The sequence below is a fragment of the Arsenophonus endosymbiont of Aphis craccivora genome (assembly GCF_013460135.1).
GTDB lineage: Bacteria > Pseudomonadota > Gammaproteobacteria > Enterobacterales > Enterobacteriaceae > Arsenophonus > Arsenophonus nilaparvatae.
In genome coordinates this window covers 1,956,387-1,974,131 of sequence record NZ_CP038155.1, presented here as the reverse complement: position 1 = coordinate 1,974,131, position 17,745 = coordinate 1,956,387, and the positions used below count along the sequence as shown (strand labels likewise).

The following is a 17,745-nucleotide window of genomic DNA, read 5'->3' as shown; positions in this document are numbered from 1 at the left end:
GATTGAAAAATAATAATCATCATGCATCTATCAATTGGTTAACAATTATTTATCAATAAAACACTATTTATTAATGATTATGATTTAATAAGGAGATTAACTATGGCGGTTGTTAGTAAATTTATTCGTGATCGGCTTTGTTGAATAAATCGAACTTTTAGGTGATTGGCGGAGCTGATCGCTAAATTCGTTTCAACATCAGGTCCCCATGTCAAAGCAAAAGTTTAAAATTACCAACTGGCCCGCGTACAACAAGGCACTCAGACAACGCGGTTCCCTGACGGTCTGGCTTGATGAGTCGGCCATCGCTGGATGGACTGACAGTTCTTCGCCTGAAGGTCGTGGCCGGCCGCTTTACTACAGCGATATGGCTGTTACCACTGTCCTGATGATGAAGCGTGTGTTTAACCTGTCGCTCCGGGCATTACAGGGCTTCGTTGATTCGATTTTTAAACTCATGTCTTTGCCGCTGTGCTGTCCGGACTACTCGCTGGTCAGCAGACGAGCAAAGAGCGTCAACATCAGCATAAAAACGCCAACGCGTGGTGAAATCTCGCATCTGGTCATCGACAGTACCGGTCTGAAGGTCTTTGGCGAAGGTGAATGGAAAGTCAGGCAGCATGGGGCTGACAGACGAAGAGTGTGGCGCAAGCTTCATCTGGCAGCAGACAGTGTGACTCATGAGATTATCTGTGCCGACTTATCGCTCAGCGGAACGACAGATGCGCAGGCACTGCCGGGCCTGATTAACCAAAACCACCGGAAAATCAGGGAAGTGTCAGCAGACGGTGCTTATGACGCCTGTTACTGCCACGATGCGTTGCTAAGAAAGAAAATCAGGCCCCTTATCCCGCCGCGAAGCGGAGCGAAATACTGGCCGGACAAGTACCATGAACGTAACCATGCGGTGGCGAATCAGCGTCTGAGCAGGAGTAATGATATGTGGAAAAAGAAAGTGGGTTATCACCGGCGTTCAGTGGCAGAAACAGCGATGTTCCGCATAAAAACTTTGCTGGGTGGCCATCTGAGGCTGCGTGACTATGAGGCTCAGGTAGGTGAAGCAATGGCGATGGTCAAAGCGCTGAACCGTATGACGTTGTTGGGTATGCCACACAGCGTCAGGATCGGATAACAGCTGTAGCAGAGGGAGCCATCCTGGCGGCTAATTCTGATTTATTCAACAAAGCCTTCGTGATCTTGATCCAAGAAAAGATATGGAAGAACAGTTGAAAGAGACACTCAATATTCTAGTCAAGTTGGGAGAAGCCAAATTAGATAATTTCAAACATGAAATGAATAATTCTTGGCATCAAAGTGATGAAGATAGCCTAGCGCCAGGAGTCACCAAAGATTTTCAAACCGAACGCATGCACGTCATGACCAAAACAGATAGCAAAGATGCCATTGGTAGTCCCATTGCTAAAACTATCGAATCAGCTTTTTCGCTTTCGAAAGAACCAAATGGCCAAAATGTAGGAAAATTTATCGAAGAGCTGGCAACAAATGGTTTAGATGCGGTATTAGGTTCTGGTTCCGCTTCTGAAGACCAATATAAACAGTATATTATTTATCCGGATAAGGATTTTTTATGTCGCTGTGACATCTGGTATTGGCGTTACAGTATTGAGTCGAAAGGCTTTCAGGAAAAACTAGAACATGTCGTTATTTATCAAATGCAATATGGTGCTGTTGATATTTCACGGGTCGATCCATTTGCTGTCGCCCACTGGTTTAATAAATGGAGCTTAGATACAGAATCGGCAAAAACAACACTTGATCAAGTAGAAGAATTAATGAAGGCCGCAGAACGAGCCAAAAAATTATCCGCCCCAAACGAGGCTTTGTTGAATAAATCAGAATTAGCCGACAGGATGGCTCCCTCTGCTACAGCTGTTATCCGATCCTGACGCTGTGTGGCATACCCAACAACGTCATACGGTTCAGCGCTTTGACCATCGCCATTGCTTCACCTACCTGAGCCTCATATTCACGCAGCCTCAGATGGCCACCCAGCAAAGTTTTTATGCGGAACATCGCTGTTTCTGCCACTGAACGCCGGTGATAACCCACTTTCTTTTTCCACATATCATTACTCCTGCTCAGACGCTGATTCGCCACCGCATGGTTACGTTCATGGTATTTGTCCGGCCAGTATTTCGCTCCGCTTCGCGGCGGGATAAGGGGCCTGATTTTCTTTCTTAGCAACGCATCGTGGCAGTAACAGGCGTCATAAGCACCGTCTGCTGACACTTCCCTGATTTTCCGGTGGGTTTGGTTAATCAGGCCCGGCAGTGCCTGCGCATCTGTCGTTCCGCTGAGCGATAAGTCGGCACAGATAATCTCATGAGTCACACTGTCTGCTGCCAGATGAAGCTTGCGCCACACTCTTCGTCTGTCAGCCCCATGCTGCCTGACTTTCCATTCACCTTCGCCAAAGACCTTCAGACCGGTACTGTCGATGACCAGATGCGAGATTTCACCACGCGTTGGCGTTTTTATGCTGATGTTGACGCTCTTTGCTCGTCTGCTGACCAGCGAGTAGTCCGGACAGCACAGCGGCAAAGACATGAGTTTAAAAATCGAATCAACGAAGCCCTGTAATGCCCGGAGCGACAGGTTAAACACACGCTTCATCATCAGGACAGTGGTAACAGCCATATCGCTGTAGTAAAGCGGCCGGCCACGACCTTCAGGCGAAGAACTGTCAGTCCATCCAGCGATGGCCGACTCATCAAGCCAGACCGTCAGGGAACCGCGTTGTCTGAGTGCCTTGTTGTACGCGGGCCAGTTGGTAATTTTAAACTTTTGCTTTGCCATGGGGACCTGATGTTGAAACGAATTTAGCGATCAGCTCCGCCAATCACCTAAAAGTTCGATTTATTCAACAAAGCCATTCACTGAGTGAAGAAGAACAACTATTTATGCAACAAGCAGAAATAAATCAACTCAAAGTTGAATATAATGCCCGCGATAACAACATTCATTCTCTGTCAGCTGGATTAGTGGCTGAAGATGGACTGATTATTCCTGTGCCTGATGCAATTGATATGCTGATGTGTTCGTTTAATGGAGAAAAGCGTATTTATGCCCTGAAAAAAGATCAAAAAATGGGGAACTATAAATTATCGCGAGTAGACCGCAATCGAGATCTAATTTTTCACTTGATAAAAGATCATAAAAATACCCGTTATAACAAAAATTTTGCTTTGAAAATCCACTCTCCTTCCTTACTAAAAAAAGCAACAGAACAACCGAAAATGGCATTAGAAAAACTGGCTGAATTACATGCTAACAAGCTATTTAAAAAATTAGATGATGAAGGTTACAAAAAAACCACCCAGCAAAAAGTAGCGGCTTTTTTCTTAAGTCTCATTCATTTTTATAGCTGCATTACCGAAGCACAAAAAGGCAATATTAGAGAAGCTATCGTGGCGGGAGTATTTGATATCTTAAGTTTTTTACACTTTTTGGGCAAAGGACTACAAATTGGTGGACGATTTAGTATTGCGATGGGAGAAGCCACCACTCAAGGGCTTAAAATCGCAGCAAAACAGGCAACGATTGCACAGGCCTTAAAGCAAGGTGGCACACAGTTTGTAAGTGTTGGCATTCCTCATATAACAAAAAATGTACCAGCAGAAGCCTACATTGGATTAGGTATTGATTTTATTCGTAGCGCAGATCCTGGATTTGAATTGCTGGCATCGGGAGGTTTAAAGGGTATCAATAGCTTAAAAGATGCAGCAATTAAATTGAACAAAAAAAATCATCTCTTAGCTCCCCTAGTCGAAGCCCTGGAGAAACAAGTAAAAAATTTGCCGCAAACATCAATTAAATCATTCAAGATCGAAAAGGCCTATCGCCCTGAGTTAAAAACAGAAGTTTTAGTCGTTAATATTGGCAAAAAACAGAATAAAGATATTTTTATGCAAATAAATTCAGTAACCGGTGCCCTTTATGGTCGAAAATATTACCGTGATGCTGCTGGTAATTTGGCATTAGCTCCCGTTCGACTGCAAGAACGCCTTTATCATTTAAAAACCCAAGGTTTGGGCGGTAAAGGATCTAAAATGGCTGCACAAAATTGGCGAACAGAAGAAAAAGCTTTGTCTAGCAAAAAAATACAGAAAGCAAGACTCAAGGGAATTAAGTCATTACATGAGTATTAACCACCACTAATAACGCGATGGATCTGGCGGGAAAAAATTTAAGCTATCTGATAGGTTTGCTGAATGGAAGAAACAATTACTCGGAATCTGAGTAACAAACAATTCCACTTGTACCAATATTTTATCTGACAATATGACTATTTACGCAAGACAGCATTGTAATGACACGTTTAAAAAAATTATTCCTCCCGCCTGGCGATAATGCTATTAAAGCTAAATGCTATAATAAAAAAAGCCCCCTCATCGAGGGGGCAATCGTTAAATTTAGTCGATATATCGTTATCAATATAAATAACTGTTTATTCCATTACATTCATCAGATAGTGGCTAGCGCTAAGTGATGCCTTCGCCCCGTCTCCTGCCGAAATGATGATCTGTTTATAAGGCACAGTTGTGCAATCGCCGGCAGCAAAGATACCTTTTATATTGGTCTCACCTTTTTCATCAACCTTGATTTCACCGATTACATTACGTGCAATTACGCCATCTAACCAATGGGTATTAGGTAGTAAACCAATTTGGACAAAAGTTCCAGCAACCACTCAATCATGGATTGAACCATCCTGCCGATTTTTATATTGTAAGCCAGTCATTTTGACACCATACCCTTTGACTTCGAGGGTTTCGGCCTGCAAAATAATATCCACGCTACTTAAACTCGCTAGTTTCTGTTGCAACACTGCGTCGGCTCTCATTTCTGGAGCAAATTCTAATAAAGTAACATGCTCAACAACTCCGGCAAGATCAATCGCGGCTTCAACGCCAGAATTACCTCCACCAATCACAGCAACTAGTTGACCCTTAAATAATGGCCCATCGCAATGGGGGCAATAAGTTACTCCTGTGGTACGATATTCTTTTTCGCCTGGCACATTCATATCACGCCATTTAGCCCCTGTGGCAATAATAATGATGCGGGAACGCAAAGTAGCACCCGATACTGTTGCACTTTTATGCAACTTATCAGCCGCATCGGCGGGAATGAGTTTTGCTACCATTTGTGAGTCGATAATATCAATATCATAATCATTGACATGGCCACGTAGTGCAGTAGCTAATTTGGGTCCTTCGGTTTTTGACACAGAAATATAATTTTCAATATCAATAGTATCTAAGACCTGCCCACCAAAGCGTGCGCCGATAATACCGGTACGAATACCGTTACGAGCCGCATAAATAGCGGCTGAAGCACCGGCCGGTCCGCTACCAACAATCAAGACCTCATAAGGCAGTTGCTGATTTAATTTTTGGACAGTATTTTTTTCAGCATTAACATCAAGTTTAGTGACAATGTCACTTAAAGTCATCCGCCCCTGCCCAAACTCTTTGCCATTTAGAAACACAGCAGGCACTGCCATAATATTCCGTTGCTGAACTTCAGACTGAACAATAGCGCCATCGATGGCAGTATGCGTAATATTAGGATTCAAGACCGCCATTAGATTTAAAGCTTGAATTACATCCGGGCAATTATGACATGACAATGAATAATAGGTTTCAAAATGAAACTTTCCCTCTAATTGACGGATCTGATCTAACAATTCTACCGCTCTTTCGCTGGATGGCCGCCAACTTGCAAGAATGCCAAAACTAATGAGGTAAATTCATGACCTAATGGCAAGCCGGCAAACCGTAATCCGCTATCTTTACCTGGATTAGTAATTAAAAACGAGGGTTTACGTACTGTTAGATTATTGTCTTTATTAAAAGTTATTTTATCTGACAGTGTACTAATGTCCTGTAATAATGTGCTTATCTCGGTAGATTTTTCACTATCATCTAAGGTTGCTATCAACTCAACTGGCTGAGTTAATTTTTCTAAATATAGTTTAAGTTGAGATTTCATGTTGCTATCAAGCATTGCTTTATCCCCGAAAAAACGGGTGCTAATGCACCCGAACACAGTAAAATGATTCACAAAAAATTTTAATTAAATTTTTCCTACCAAATCGAGTGAAGGTGATAAGGTTGCTTCCCCTTCTTTCCATTTAGCTGGACATACTTCCCCTGGATGGCTTGCTACATATTGCGCCGCTTTAATTTTACGTAATAAATCGGATGCATCACGCCCAATACCTTCCGCAGTAATTTCAACTGCCTGGATAATACCTTTTGGATCAACAATAAATGTGCCACGATCTGCCAATCCTAATTCTTTTTGTTCATCATTTTCTTGATATTTGCGCATCACTTCAAAATTACGCGTTAATGTCCAACTAGGATCGCCAATCATGGTATATTTAATTTTACCAATCGTGTCTGAATGACTATGCCACTCTTTATGAGTAAAATGAGTATCCGTTGAAACAGAATAAATTTCGACGCCTAGTGTTTGAAACTCGTCATAGTGATCAGCTAAATCACCTAATTCAGTTGGGCAAACAAAGGTAAAATCAGCAGGATAAAAGAAAAAAATGCTCCATTTGCCTTTAATATCTTTTTCAGATATATCGATAAATTTTCCATCTTTAAAAGCGGTATTTTGAAAAGGTTTAATTTCTGTATTAACCAAAGACATTTTGCTGCTCCCTTCTATTTGATAGGTATTTAATATATAAACATAAAAGTATTACGTCTAATTCCTTTTTACTATTAATTCAATAGGTATTACCTATTGTAAATAAATATAATATAAAAAAACCGATGGATAAATCGATTTTGATTTGAGAAATAATGCGTCAGATTAACTTTAAGAATATCAATTAGAACATGATAAGCACCAGCGCAGACATGACTAATTACTGGCAAAGTTATTAGACGCTTTATGTGCAGTGACCAGAATATTATAAGTACAAAAAAATGACTGCTTTGGCACATGATAAAAACTTTGAGGCTGGCTAACAGGTTGAATAACAATGTCACCGGCACGCAATAATTGCTTTTTTCCCCAGCTATTAATAAAGGTAAACGCCGATTCGGTTTCAGGTACAATAAAATAATTCATCATTTTACCGGTCGGAATAAAACGTAAATAATTGGGCTTACTTGATACGGTAACAGGATCATGATAATACTGGTGAAATTTTGCTTTTTCAACCAAATATTGCTCATTACCTGTGGCAGGACAAATATTTTCCACCACCCAATCACCCTCCTCGGCGGGCGACGATATTACCTCAGTTCCAACGCCTTTAATGATTGTCTTAATAATTTCACCAGGCGCAGCAAGTCGCGCATAGACCTACTTACTTTTTTGAGCAATGCCAGTTAAACCTTTTTGTTGTGCTTGCTTGAAATAAACCACAATATCTTTAGTTGGATACTGTTCTAACGAAGCTTGTTCATCATAGGCTAAAGCTGGTAAAGGTAATAATATTAGAAGTAATTTCAGGTAATTAGACTGTTTCTTCATATAATTTAACCATAAATTTTTAACTACAGAGTAGCTCTCAATACAGTGAAAATAATGATTAAAATACCAATATTAAAAGTGTTCATTAACTAATACTAATTTACCAATTAAAGCTCCTGACTTCATAAAACGATGCGCTTTTTCTGCTTGTTCTAATGAATAAGTTTTAGCAATAATGGGTTTTATCTTACCTGAATTAATCAGCGGCCAAACCTTATTTTCTAACGCTGTTGCAATCGCTATTTTTTCCGCTAAAGTTCTTGCTCGCATTGTTGAACCAGTATGAACTAATTGTTTAACCATTAATGGCATTAAATTTAACTGCTGAGGTGCCCCACGCATCATACCAACTTGAATGATACGGCCATGTTTAGCGGCAATTTGATAATTTTTATTAACATAATAGCCACCAATCAGATCAACCACAATATCGACCCCTTTATTTTGGGTATATTCAGCTATTTTTTCAGCAAAATCTTCTGTCATATAGTTAATAACTTTATCAGCACCTAAAGAAGAGGCCACCTTCCTTTTTTCCACTGAACCAACAGTAGTAAATACTTTAGCACCAAAAATTTTTGCTAACATGATAGTAACACTACCAATACCAGAGGTGCCACCATGAACGAGAACAGTTTCATTTTTTTTGAGTTGAACAATTTGGAAAACATTAGCCCAAACAGTAAAAAAGTTTTCTGGCAATGCCGCCGCTTCGATATAACTAAGATCACCAACAGGTAAAGCGATCGCTTCATGTACCAGACAATATTCAGCATATCCTCCACCGGCAACTAAAGCACAAACTTTATCGCCTTTTTTCCAACGCTGACAACCTTCTCCAACACTAACTACCTGACCGGCAATTTCTAATCCTGGTATTGGAGATGCATCCGTTGGTGGTGGATAAACCCCCATACGCTGAAAAATATAAGGACGATTGACACCCGCGGCGGCAACTTTAACAAGTAAATGTGATTTTGGTGGTTTTATTAGTGGTAATTGGGTGGGACTAAGCTTTTCCGGCCCGCCAGGTTCAATAATTTCAATAGCAATCATCGTTTTTGGTAAAGGGTCTATTAGGTGCGGCATTCAATAATAACTCCATTGCTGAGTCAATCAACTAATTATTGTACTTGAGAGCGGCTTTGTTGAATAAATCGAACTTTTAGGTGATTGGCGGAGCTGATCGCTAAATTCGTTTCAACATCAGGTCCCCATGTCAAAGCAAAAGTTTAAAATTACCAACTGGCCCGCGTACAACAAGGCACTCAGACAACGCGGTTCCCTGACGGTCTGGCTTGATGAGTCGGCCATCGCTGGATGGACTGACAGTTCTTCGCCTGAAGGTCGTGGCCGGCCGCTTTACTACAGCGATATGGCTGTTACCACTGTCCTGATGATGAAGCGTGTGTTTAACCTGTCGCTCCGGGCATTACAGGGCTTCGTTGATTCGATTTTTAAACTCATGTCTTTGCCGCTGTGCTGTCCGGACTACTCGCTGGTCAGCAGACGAGCAAAGAGCGTCAACATCAGCATAAAAACGCCAACGCGTGGTGAAATCTCGCATCTGGTCATCGACAGTACCGGTCTGAAGGTCTTTGGCGAAGGTGAATGGAAAGTCAGGCAGCATGGGGCTGACAGACGAAGAGTGTGGCGCAAGCTTCATCTGGCAGCAGACAGTGTGACTCATGAGATTATCTGTGCCGACTTATCGCTCAGCGGAACGACAGATGCGCAGGCACTGCCGGGCCTGATTAACCAAACCCACCGGAAAATCAGGGAAGTGTCAGCAGACGGTGCTTATGACGCCTGTTACTGCCACGACGCGTTGCTAAGAAAGAAAATCAGGCCCCTTATCCCGCCGCGAAGCGGAGCGAAATACTGGCCGGACAAGTACCATGAACGTAACCATGCGGTGGCGAATCAGCGTCTGAGCAGGAGTAATGATATGTGGAAAAAGAAAGTGGGTTATCACCGGCGTTCAGTGGCAGAAACAGCGATGTTCCGCATAAAAACTTTGCTGGGTGGCCATCTGAGGCTGCGTGACTATGAGGCTCAGGTAGGTGAAGCAATGGCGATGGTCAAAGCGCTGAACCGTATGACGTTGTTGGGTATGCCACACAGCGTCAGGATCGGATAACAGCTGTAGCAGAGGGAGCCATCCTGGCGGCTAATTCTGATTTATTCAACAAAGCCCTTGAGAGCCGTAAAATTTTCCTCTAATAATTTAACCAATATTTAATATAATATTTTGGTAAAATAGAAAAATAAAACAATAGTTTGATTAGAAATACCACTGCGCAATTAAATCAAATTCAGTTAATTTATAATTAATAACATCTATTTCATTAAGAAATCTCGTCCCAAAACTAACTTTATGATTTATTTTATAATTTATATTAAATTCAATCTCCATAGCATCAAAATTTTTTATTCTATTTAATTCTTTGTGACTAGAAAACTGGCTTAAATTATTAAAATAAAATTTCTTTGTGCTATTGGTAGTAATAAAATTGCCGTTCACCTTATCATTTATATTATTTTTTTGTTGTTTTAAACACCTTTTAGTGACGGCGTCACTTACCGAGTTACATATATTATTTATTGTTAAACTGGATAGCAGATTATATTGGTTTGTAATATCAATGAAATAACTTATATAACATTTCATTGACATGGGATTTATTTGCGTTTTTTGGTTAGTATGGAAAGTTGGCATTAGCCTTTTTTTGATTAAAAATGTCTTTTTCATTACTAATCGAAGAATCAAAATTACCAGACCAGTGTTGCCGCTCTGAGAATGGACATGATATTGTTTGCGCAGAAGAAAAAACCAGCATTGCAGCATAGCAGTTGTTAATCTGCAACACGATGATAATAGCAATGCCTAATTGCCAACCTTTCACTCTTCACTACCTGCTTAGCTATTTTCTGGCTTTGTTGAATAAATCAGAATTAGCCGACAGGATGGCTCCCTCTGCTACAGCTGTTATCCGATCCTGACGCTGTGTGGCATACCCAACAACGTCATACGGTTCAGCGCTTTGACCATCGCCATTGCTTCACCTACCTGAGCCTCATAGTCACGCAGCCTCAGATGGCCACCCAGCAAAGTTTTTATGCGGAACATCGCTGTTTCTGCCACTGAACGCCGGTGATAACCCACTTTCTTTTTCCACATATCATTACTCCTGCTCAGACGCTGATTCGCCACCGCATGGTTACGTTCATGGTACTTATCCGGCCAGTATTTCGCTCCGCTTCGCGGCGGGATAAGGGGCCTGATTTTCTTTCTTAGCAACGCATCGTGGCAGTAACAGGCGTCATAAGCACCGTCTGCTGACACTTCCCTGATTTTCCGGTGGTTTTGGTTAATCAGGCCCGGCAGTGCCTGCGCATCTGTCGTTCCGCTGAGCGATAAGTCGGCACAGATAATCTCATGAGTCACACTGTCTGCTGCCAGATGAAGCTTGCGCCACACTCTTCGTCTGTCAGCCCCATGCTGCCTGACTTTCCATTCACCTTCGCCAAAGACCTTCAGACCGGTACTGTCGATGACCAGATGCGAGATTTCACCACGCGTTGGCGTTTTTATGCTGATGTTGACGCTCTTTGCTCGTCTGCTGACCAGCGAGTAGTCCGGACAGCACAGCGGCAAAGACATGAGTTTAAAAATCGAATCAACGAAGCCCTGTAATGCCCGGAGCGACAGGTTAAACACACGCTTCATCATCAGGACAGTGGTAACAGCCATATCGCTGTAGTAAAGCGGCCGGCCACGACCTTCAGGCGAAGAACTGTCAGTCCATCCAGCGATGGCCGACTCATCAAGCCAGACCGTCAGGGAACCGCGTTGTCTGAGTGCCTTGTTGTACGCGGGCCAGTTGGTAATTTTAAACTTTTGCTTTGCCATGGGGACCTGATGTTGAAACGAATTTAGCGATCAGCTCCGCCAATCACCTAAAAGTTCGATTTATTCAACAAAGCCATATTGATTAATAAAATCTATCGATATCAATATGTTTTATAATAAAAAAACTTTATTAAGTAATATTATTAGAAAATAAATTTCACTAAAAACAAATAAATAAAGTTTAAAGTGAAAAATAATAACATTTTTAAAACTAATTAAAATTTAATATATTATTAGAAAAAATTTGATTTTATTTTTACTTTTCTATAAGTTATACAATTAGTTTAAGTAAAATAAATGACTGTCAAGTGAACTGCATATATTGATAATATTAGTTAAATAACAATACAACTAATTATTAATTCTTTTACTCAAGCTTAGAATATGTGTTAAAATTGACTAAAATCAATATTTCTTATCATAATGAGTCAAGTAATATGATCCAAGAAAAACGCGTGGTTCGCCGAATCCAGTCTGGTGGCTGCGCTATCCATGGCCAGGACTGCAGTATTAGCCAGCTTGGTATTCCATTCACATTGAATGAACATGAACTGGATCAACTCGATAATATTATTGAACGTAAAAAACCAATCCAAAAAGGACAGACTCTATTTAAAGCAGGTGATGAGTTAAAATCACTGTATGCCATTAGATCTGGTACCATAAAAAGCTATACCATTACCGAGGAAGGTGATGAACAAATTACCGATTTTCATTTAGCAGGTGATCTTGTAGGTTTTGATGCTATTATCAATCATAAACACTTAAGTTTTGCCCAAGCTATTGAAACTTCAATGTTTTGTGAAATACCTTTTGAAACACTAGACGATCTTTCCGGTAAAATGCCTAATTTGCGACAGCACATAATGAGGTTAATGAGCAGTGAAATTAAAGATGATCAAGAAATGATATTACTGCTTTCAACAAAAAATGCTGAAGAAAGATTAGCTGCTTTTATTTATAATCTCTCACGCCGTTTTGCTCAACGTGGTTTTTCAGCTAAAGAATTCCGCCTAACAATGACTCGAGGTGATATTGGTAATTATCTTGGATTAACCGTTGAAACAATTAGTCGTCTGTTAGGTCGCTTCCAAAAAAATAATACTCTCAGCGTTAAAGGTAAATATATTACAATTAATGATATGTATAAGCTGACCCAAATTGCAGGTAAAACCTCAGCATAAACAACAATATAAATGTAAGTCAGATCACATTAACATATTATTTTTTTGTGATTTGGCTATGTTAATATCTATTATCCCAACTCATATTGGTTTATCTTTAGTGATATCAATGTTACCTGGCCTCTAAGAGGAACCATTATGGCTAATTACCGTAATCTGTTGTTGCTATTGATCCAAATCAGGATGACCAACCTGCACTTCGACGTGCTGTATATATAGTACAACGCAATGGGGGACGCATTAAGGCTTTCTTGCCCATATATGATCTCTCTTATGATATGACAACCTTATTATCCCCTGAAGAACGCAATGCTATGCGCAAAGGCTTTATTAGTCAGCGAAAAGTATGGATAAAACAGCAAGCACACTACTATTTAGAAGCCGGTATTGATATTGAAATTAAAGTAATATGGCATAACAAAACATATGAAGCTATTATTCAAGAAGTTATTGCTGACAAACATGATTTATTATTAAAAATGGCGCATAAAAATGATCGTTTTGATGCCATGATATTCACTTCCCTTGATAGGCATCTACTTCGTAAATGCCCTTTGCACAGTCGATGTTAAAAGATAAAGTATGGCCTAATGATGGCGCTATTGTTGTTGCAGTTAATTTATCTAATGAAGAATCCGATCACGATAAACTTAATATTAAACTCATCAAGGAAACGGAAAATATCAGCCACCAGATTGTTAAAAATCCACATATTCATCTCGTTAGTGCCTACCCTGTCGCGCCAATAAATATCGCTATTGAATTACCAGATTTTGATCCAAATGTCTATAATCAGGCTCTGCGGGCACAGCATCTTGTTGCAATGAAAAAATTAAGGCAAAAATTTACCATTGATGAAAAATATACCCATGTTGTTGAAGGGTCCGCTGAGAAAAAAATTCCTGAAATCTGTGACGAATTACATGCAGGTATTGTTGTATTGGGTATTTTAGGCAGAACAGGTATTTCAGCGGTGTTTTTAGGCAATACTGCTGAACAGATCATTGATAAGTTAAAATGTGATTTATTGGCCATTAAGCCGGATGGTTTTGTCTGTCCAATAAATCCAGCAAATAATTAACGACCCAATGGCCCATTCAAATAGAGCCATTATTAGTAAAAACTTATAAAGCGCGCAAAATAGCTTCTACGCTAACTTTGGCATCACCGAAAAGCATTTGGGTATTTTCCTTAAAAAATAACGGATTCTGAACACCTGCATAACCGGTATTCATTGAGCGTTTAAATACAATAACATTTTGCGCTTTCCAAACCTCCAGGACGGGCATTCCCGCTATTGGGCTCATCTTGTGCGGCTGGGTTAACGGTATCATTTGCCCCGATTACTAATACCGTGTCTGTATTAGCAAAATCATCATTTATTTCATCGAGCTCCAACACGATGTCGTAAGGTACTTTCGCTTCAGCTAATAATACATTCATATGACCAGGCAAGGCGTCCGGCAACAGGATGGATCGCAAAGCGAACATTAATCCCTTTTTCGCGTAATTTTGCCGTAATATCGTGAATCGGGTATTGAGCTTGAGCCACCGCCATCCCATAACCGGGAGCAATAATTACCGAATGGGAGTTTTTTAACAACTCAGCTACTTCATCCGCTGTAGTTTCCCGATCATTTCCCAAGCTATGTTCATCATCGACTAATATCCCGTCAGTGCCAAACCCGCCGGCTATAACACTAATAAATGAGCAATTCATGGCTTTACACATAATATAAGATAAAATAGCACCTGAAGAACCCACTAGCGCGCCAGTAACAATTAGCAAGTCGTTACTTAGCATAAAGCCTGCAGCAGCGGCCCATCCTGAATAAGAGTTTAGCATTGATACCACAACCGGCATATCTGCACCACCAATTGAGGAGACTAGGTGCCAGCCAAATTCTAACGCAATGATGGTCATCATTAATAAGACAAATACTTGCAAACCAGTAGCTGTCGTTTTTACGAAAAGAAATAGCAAAATAAATGAAATTAATAACGCCAATAAATTAAGTTTATGACTATTAGGAAGCATTAAGGGTTTAGACGCTATTTTGCCGCATAATTTACCATAAGCAACAATTGAACCAGTAAATGTTACCGCCCCAATAAAAATACCCAGGAAAATTTCTGTCAGATAAATATTATCCATGATCCTATCTGAGAATACATCGTGAGCAATAAAGCTATTAAAACCAACTAAAACAGCAGCCAAACCGACAAAACTATGTAAAATAGCAACCAATTCGGGCATCTCAGTCAGGGCGACTTTATTTGCTAAACGCACCCCAATAAGTCCACCAATAACCATTGCAATAATAATCCAGCCAATATTATGAGCATTGGGACCTAAGATTGTTGCAATTAAAGCGATTGCCATTCCGGTAATACCTAATATATTACCCCGCTTAGAACTTTCGTGACGAGACAAACCTGCCCGGTTGAAAATAAATAAGATGGCCGCCACGATATATGCCGCTGTTACCATTCCACTCGACATCATTTTAACTCCTTATCTTTTACGAAACATTTTCAGAATACGTTGCGTGACTGTAAATCCACCAAAAATATTGATACTGGCTATAAGTACTGCAATAAATGAGAAGAAAGTGACCCAACCTCCACTACCAATTTGCAGCAATGCGGCCACCACAATAATACCGGAAATCGCATTGGTTACTGACATAAGCGGTGTATGCAGTGAATGGCTGACGTTCCATACTACGTAGTAGCCAGCAACACACGCCAGCGCAAACACGGTAAAGTGAGAAAGGAAGTCTTTAGGCGCTATACGCCCAAAACTACCAAAAAGTATAATCGCCAACAGCAGAGAAATATATTTTAACCCAGAAGAGATTTTTTTACTGCTGGTTTTTCTTCATATTTTATCAGTTGATTTTTTGTTTGTGGTTGTTGATATACAGGAATAGGAGGAGACGGCCAGGTAATTTCACCTTCTTTAATAACAGTGACTGCGCGTACAACAATATCATCAAAATCAATGGTTAGTTGCCCATTGTGTTCTTTACAAAGCAACTTGATTAAATTAACAATATTAGTCGCATAAAGTTGTGAGGATTGTGTTGGTAAACGGCTGGGTAAATCGGTATAGCCAATAATGTTAACCTCATGATCAGTAACAATCAGTTTATCTGCCGGGGTTAACTCACAATTACCGCCCGATTTCGCTGCTAAATCAACGATTACACTACCAAGCTTCATCGAGTCAACCATCTCTTTAGTAATCAACTGTGGTGCAGGTTTTCCTGGTATCAATGCGGTGGTAATAATAATATCCACTTCTTTTGCTTGCTTAGCAAATAAAGCCATTTCCGCTTGAATAAATGCCTCGGACATCTCTTTAGCATAACCATCACTGCGTACCTGATCCTGTTTAAAGTCCAATTCAAGATACTCAGCCCCCATGCTTTGTACTTGTTCTTTTACTTCTGGCCTGGTATCAAATGCCAGCACAATAGCCCCTAGACTACCCGCTGCGCCTATCGCTGCTAAACCGGCAACCCGGCTCCAATAACCATAACTTTAGCTGGCGGTACTTTGCCGGCGGCAGTAATCTGGCCAGTAAAAAAACGTCCAAATTGATAAGCAGCTTCTACCACCGCCCGATAACCTGCAACATTAGCCATAGAGCTTAAAGCATCAATTGGCTGAGCCCTGGAGATACGTGGCACTGCATCCAGTGCTAATATAGTGATTTTACGAGCTGCTAATTTTTGCATTAAATCTAGCTGTTGTGCCGGCCAAATGAAGCAAATTAATATTGCCCTTCTTTAATAAGGGCAATTTCAGCTTCTAGCGGCGCATTAACTTTAAATATAATATCTGCATTCAATACAGATTGTTGCTCGACAATTTCAGCACCTGCTTGCTCGAAAGCAGTATCTTCAAAACTAGTAAGCGGACCAGCTTCTCGCTCAACGATGACAGAAAAATCTAATTTTATTAGCTGCTTTATTGTTGATGAGGTTGATGCAATACGTGTTTTATTGGTAATTCTTTCTTTTGGTACACCAATATGCATAATGATCCCTTATCTAGTTCAAAATTGCTTGATGTTTATTCCCTACTAACATAACTAATTATATTATATATCTGTCATATTGAGTGAAAAAACATTATTGCAACCTACTGAAAATAGTAATCATAAGCCATAATCTATCGGATTCCTACGACATTAAATTAAATTTTTTTGTCAAAAAATGATATTAGTCAAATAGCTTAAGACTTGATATTAATTTATAAAAATAATTAGCAAAAGTAGTGAGTATTCAACTAAATTAATAGTTTCATAAGAAAACAATGGGACAATTGCAGTTATTACATGTAATAATTATTATCTGTATGATACGACTATTAATTCAGCATTTTGATAGTAAATTGTGTAATGCGGAAGGATTTTGTATGAAGCTGAAGATAACGGCCATCACAACTGCGGTACTTTCACTAAGCAGTATAATAACTGTGCAAGCCGCTGTAGAATTAACACCGGAACAAGCTCAAGAATTAAAGCCTTATCAAAGGATCGCTGTCACAGGCCGCTTTAATGCCATCTATGAAGCATCCGATGGAGTTTCTCGTCGAGCGGATAAAGAAGGCGCCTACTCTTACTATATTCAAAGCCTAGATGATGTAGGCGATAGTGGTAATTTACGAGTAGTTGCTGATTTGTATCGTAAAGATGCTGTAAAAGTAACCAATCCCCCCTATCGTATCTTTGCTGGCATCAAAGAATTGCCGAAAGCAGAAGCAGAAGCAGAAGCAGAAGCAGAAGCAGAAGCAGAAGCAGAAGCAGAAGCAGAAGCAGAAGCAGAAGCAGAAGCAGAAGCAGAAGCAGAAGCAGAAGCAGAAGCAGAAGCAGAAGCAGAAGCAGAAGCAGTAAGATTATTGCCATTTGATACTGTTACTGCCAGTGGTTTGTATAGCTCGGAAGCCGCACTGAATGAGGCGCTAGCTAAAAAAGCCAAGCGAAAAGGTGCTGCTTATTTTTATGTCGTCCGCAATGTTGCTTTAAATGATGGCGGTAACACACTTGCTACTGCTTATATTTATGCAGCAGATGCACCAAAACGAATAGTGCAAAATAATAATGCCGTAGTAAATGAT

The 17,745-nt window shown here is 40.3% G+C and carries 15 protein-coding genes and 6 pseudogenes; 8 read left to right on the top strand and 13 right to left on the bottom strand.

Annotated elements, in window-relative coordinates:
- Nucleotides 1–77: 77 nt before the first annotated feature.
- A complete protein-coding gene (locus E3U36_RS10025; protein ID WP_180816428.1) occupies nt 78–215 on the bottom strand; it encodes a hypothetical protein in 138 nt (45 codons plus the stop codon).
- Here E3U36_RS10025 and E3U36_RS10020 point away from each other — a divergent pair.
- Together E3U36_RS10020 and E3U36_RS10015 are read left to right on the top strand one after the other, a co-directional pair.
- Entirely contained in the window at nt 209–1,132 is a 924-nt protein-coding gene (locus E3U36_RS10020) for an IS5 family transposase (RefSeq protein WP_180816427.1), read from the top strand. The genes E3U36_RS10025 and E3U36_RS10020 overlap by 7 nt on opposite strands.
- Nucleotides 1,133–1,214: 82 nt before the next feature.
- Nucleotides 1,215–1,907, top strand: a complete 693-nt coding sequence (locus E3U36_RS10015; protein ID WP_180816426.1) for a hypothetical protein — start codon at nt 1,215–1,217, stop codon at nt 1,905–1,907.
- Here E3U36_RS10015 and E3U36_RS10010 read toward each other — a convergent pair.
- Nucleotides 1,894–2,817, bottom strand: a complete 924-nt coding sequence (locus tag E3U36_RS10010) for an IS5 family transposase (RefSeq protein WP_180816425.1) — start codon at nt 2,815–2,817, stop codon at nt 1,894–1,896. The two genes, E3U36_RS10015 and E3U36_RS10010, sit on opposite strands and share 14 nt — an antisense overlap.
- Here E3U36_RS10010 and E3U36_RS10005 point away from each other — a divergent pair.
- Both E3U36_RS10005 and E3U36_RS13560 read left to right on the top strand, forming a co-directional pair.
- Complete coding sequence (locus tag E3U36_RS10005) at nt 2,811–4,169, top strand: hypothetical protein (RefSeq protein WP_180816424.1); 1,359 nt, start codon at nt 2,811–2,813, stop codon at nt 4,167–4,169. The two genes, E3U36_RS10010 and E3U36_RS10005, sit on opposite strands and share 7 nt — an antisense overlap.
- Before the next feature lie 109 nt (nt 4,170–4,278).
- Nucleotides 4,279–4,371: pseudogene (locus E3U36_RS13560) on the top strand (hypothetical protein); the annotation flags it as partial.
- 97 nt (nt 4,372–4,468) lie between these two features.
- Here the strand turns inward: E3U36_RS13560 and ahpF are convergent.
- The 5 genes and pseudogenes from ahpF to E3U36_RS09980 form a co-directional block, all read right to left on the bottom strand.
- A pseudogene (gene ahpF / locus E3U36_RS10000) lies at nt 4,469–6,030 on the bottom strand (alkyl hydroperoxide reductase subunit F).
- A 69-nt stretch (nt 6,031–6,099) separates the two neighbouring features.
- Nucleotides 6,100–6,687 (bottom strand): alkyl hydroperoxide reductase subunit C, encoded by a 588-nt coding sequence (gene ahpC, locus E3U36_RS09995; protein WP_180816423.1) that lies wholly within the window; start codon nt 6,685–6,687, stop codon nt 6,100–6,102.
- 216 nt (nt 6,688–6,903) lie between these two features.
- Nucleotides 6,904–7,209, bottom strand: coding sequence for a hypothetical protein (locus E3U36_RS09990; RefSeq protein WP_180816422.1), 306 nt, complete (start codon nt 7,207–7,209; stop codon nt 6,904–6,906).
- A 141-nt stretch (nt 7,210–7,350) separates the two neighbouring features.
- Nucleotides 7,351–7,521 carry a hypothetical protein gene (locus E3U36_RS09985; protein ID WP_180816421.1) on the bottom strand — a complete coding sequence of 57 codons (171 nt, stop codon included), beginning with the start codon at nt 7,519–7,521 and terminating at the stop codon, nt 7,351–7,353.
- Between the two features lie 72 nt (nt 7,522–7,593).
- Complete coding sequence (locus tag E3U36_RS09980) at nt 7,594–8,577, bottom strand: NAD(P)H-quinone oxidoreductase (protein ID WP_238337448.1); 984 nt, start codon at nt 8,575–8,577, stop codon at nt 7,594–7,596.
- Between the two features lie 160 nt (nt 8,578–8,737).
- Between E3U36_RS09980 and E3U36_RS09975 the strand changes: the two genes are divergently transcribed.
- On the top strand, nt 8,738–9,661 hold the full coding sequence (locus E3U36_RS09975; RefSeq protein WP_180815895.1) for an IS5 family transposase: 924 nt from the start codon (nt 8,738–8,740) through the stop codon (nt 9,659–9,661).
- 144 nt (nt 9,662–9,805) lie between these two features.
- Here E3U36_RS09975 and E3U36_RS12805 read toward each other — a convergent pair whose 3' ends face one another.
- From E3U36_RS12805 to E3U36_RS09960, 3 genes are all read right to left on the bottom strand, one after another.
- Nucleotides 9,806–10,045, bottom strand: coding sequence for a hypothetical protein (locus E3U36_RS12805; RefSeq protein ID WP_238337447.1), 240 nt, complete (start codon nt 10,043–10,045; stop codon nt 9,806–9,808).
- Between the two features lie 175 nt (nt 10,046–10,220).
- On the bottom strand, nt 10,221–10,427 hold the full coding sequence (locus E3U36_RS09965) for a hypothetical protein (RefSeq protein WP_180816418.1): 207 nt from the start codon (nt 10,425–10,427) through the stop codon (nt 10,221–10,223).
- Nucleotides 10,428–10,510: 83 nt separating this feature from the next.
- Complete coding sequence (locus E3U36_RS09960) at nt 10,511–11,434, bottom strand: IS5 family transposase (protein WP_180816397.1); 924 nt, start codon at nt 11,432–11,434, stop codon at nt 10,511–10,513.
- A 437-nt stretch (nt 11,435–11,871) separates the two neighbouring features.
- Here E3U36_RS09960 and fnr point away from each other — a divergent pair, with 437 nt between their 5' ends.
- Nucleotides 11,872–12,618: a fumarate/nitrate reduction transcriptional regulator Fnr gene (gene fnr, locus E3U36_RS09955; protein ID WP_180816417.1), complete on the top strand. Its 747-nt coding sequence runs from the start codon at nt 11,872–11,874 to the stop codon at nt 12,616–12,618.
- A 138-nt stretch (nt 12,619–12,756) separates the two neighbouring features.
- A pseudogene (gene uspE / locus E3U36_RS09950) lies at nt 12,757–13,699 on the top strand (universal stress protein UspE).
- 43 nt (nt 13,700–13,742) lie between these two features.
- On the opposite strand, the pseudogene E3U36_RS13030 reads toward uspE, so the two are convergent.
- The 3 genes and pseudogenes from E3U36_RS13030 to pntA all read right to left on the bottom strand — a co-directional run bounded on the left by E3U36_RS13030 (nt 13,743) and on the right by pntA (nt 16,663).
- Nucleotides 13,743–14,061: pseudogene (locus tag E3U36_RS13030) on the bottom strand (NAD(P)(+) transhydrogenase (Re/Si-specific) subunit beta).
- Nucleotides 14,042–15,124 carry an NAD(P)(+) transhydrogenase (Re/Si-specific) subunit beta gene (locus E3U36_RS09945; RefSeq protein ID WP_255479076.1) on the bottom strand — a complete coding sequence of 361 codons (1,083 nt, stop codon included), beginning with the start codon at nt 15,122–15,124 and terminating at the stop codon, nt 14,042–14,044. The pseudogene E3U36_RS13030 and the gene E3U36_RS09945 overlap by 20 nt, the downstream one beginning before the upstream one ends.
- A 9-nt stretch (nt 15,125–15,133) precedes the next feature.
- A pseudogene (gene pntA / locus E3U36_RS09940) lies at nt 15,134–16,663 on the bottom strand (Re/Si-specific NAD(P)(+) transhydrogenase subunit alpha).
- Between the two features lie 380 nt (nt 16,664–17,043).
- Between pntA and E3U36_RS09935 the strand changes: the two are divergent.
- A pseudogene (locus E3U36_RS09935) lies at nt 17,044–17,679 on the top strand (YdgH/BhsA/McbA-like domain containing protein); the annotation flags it as partial.
- Between the last annotated feature and the right edge of the window lie 66 nt (nt 17,680–17,745).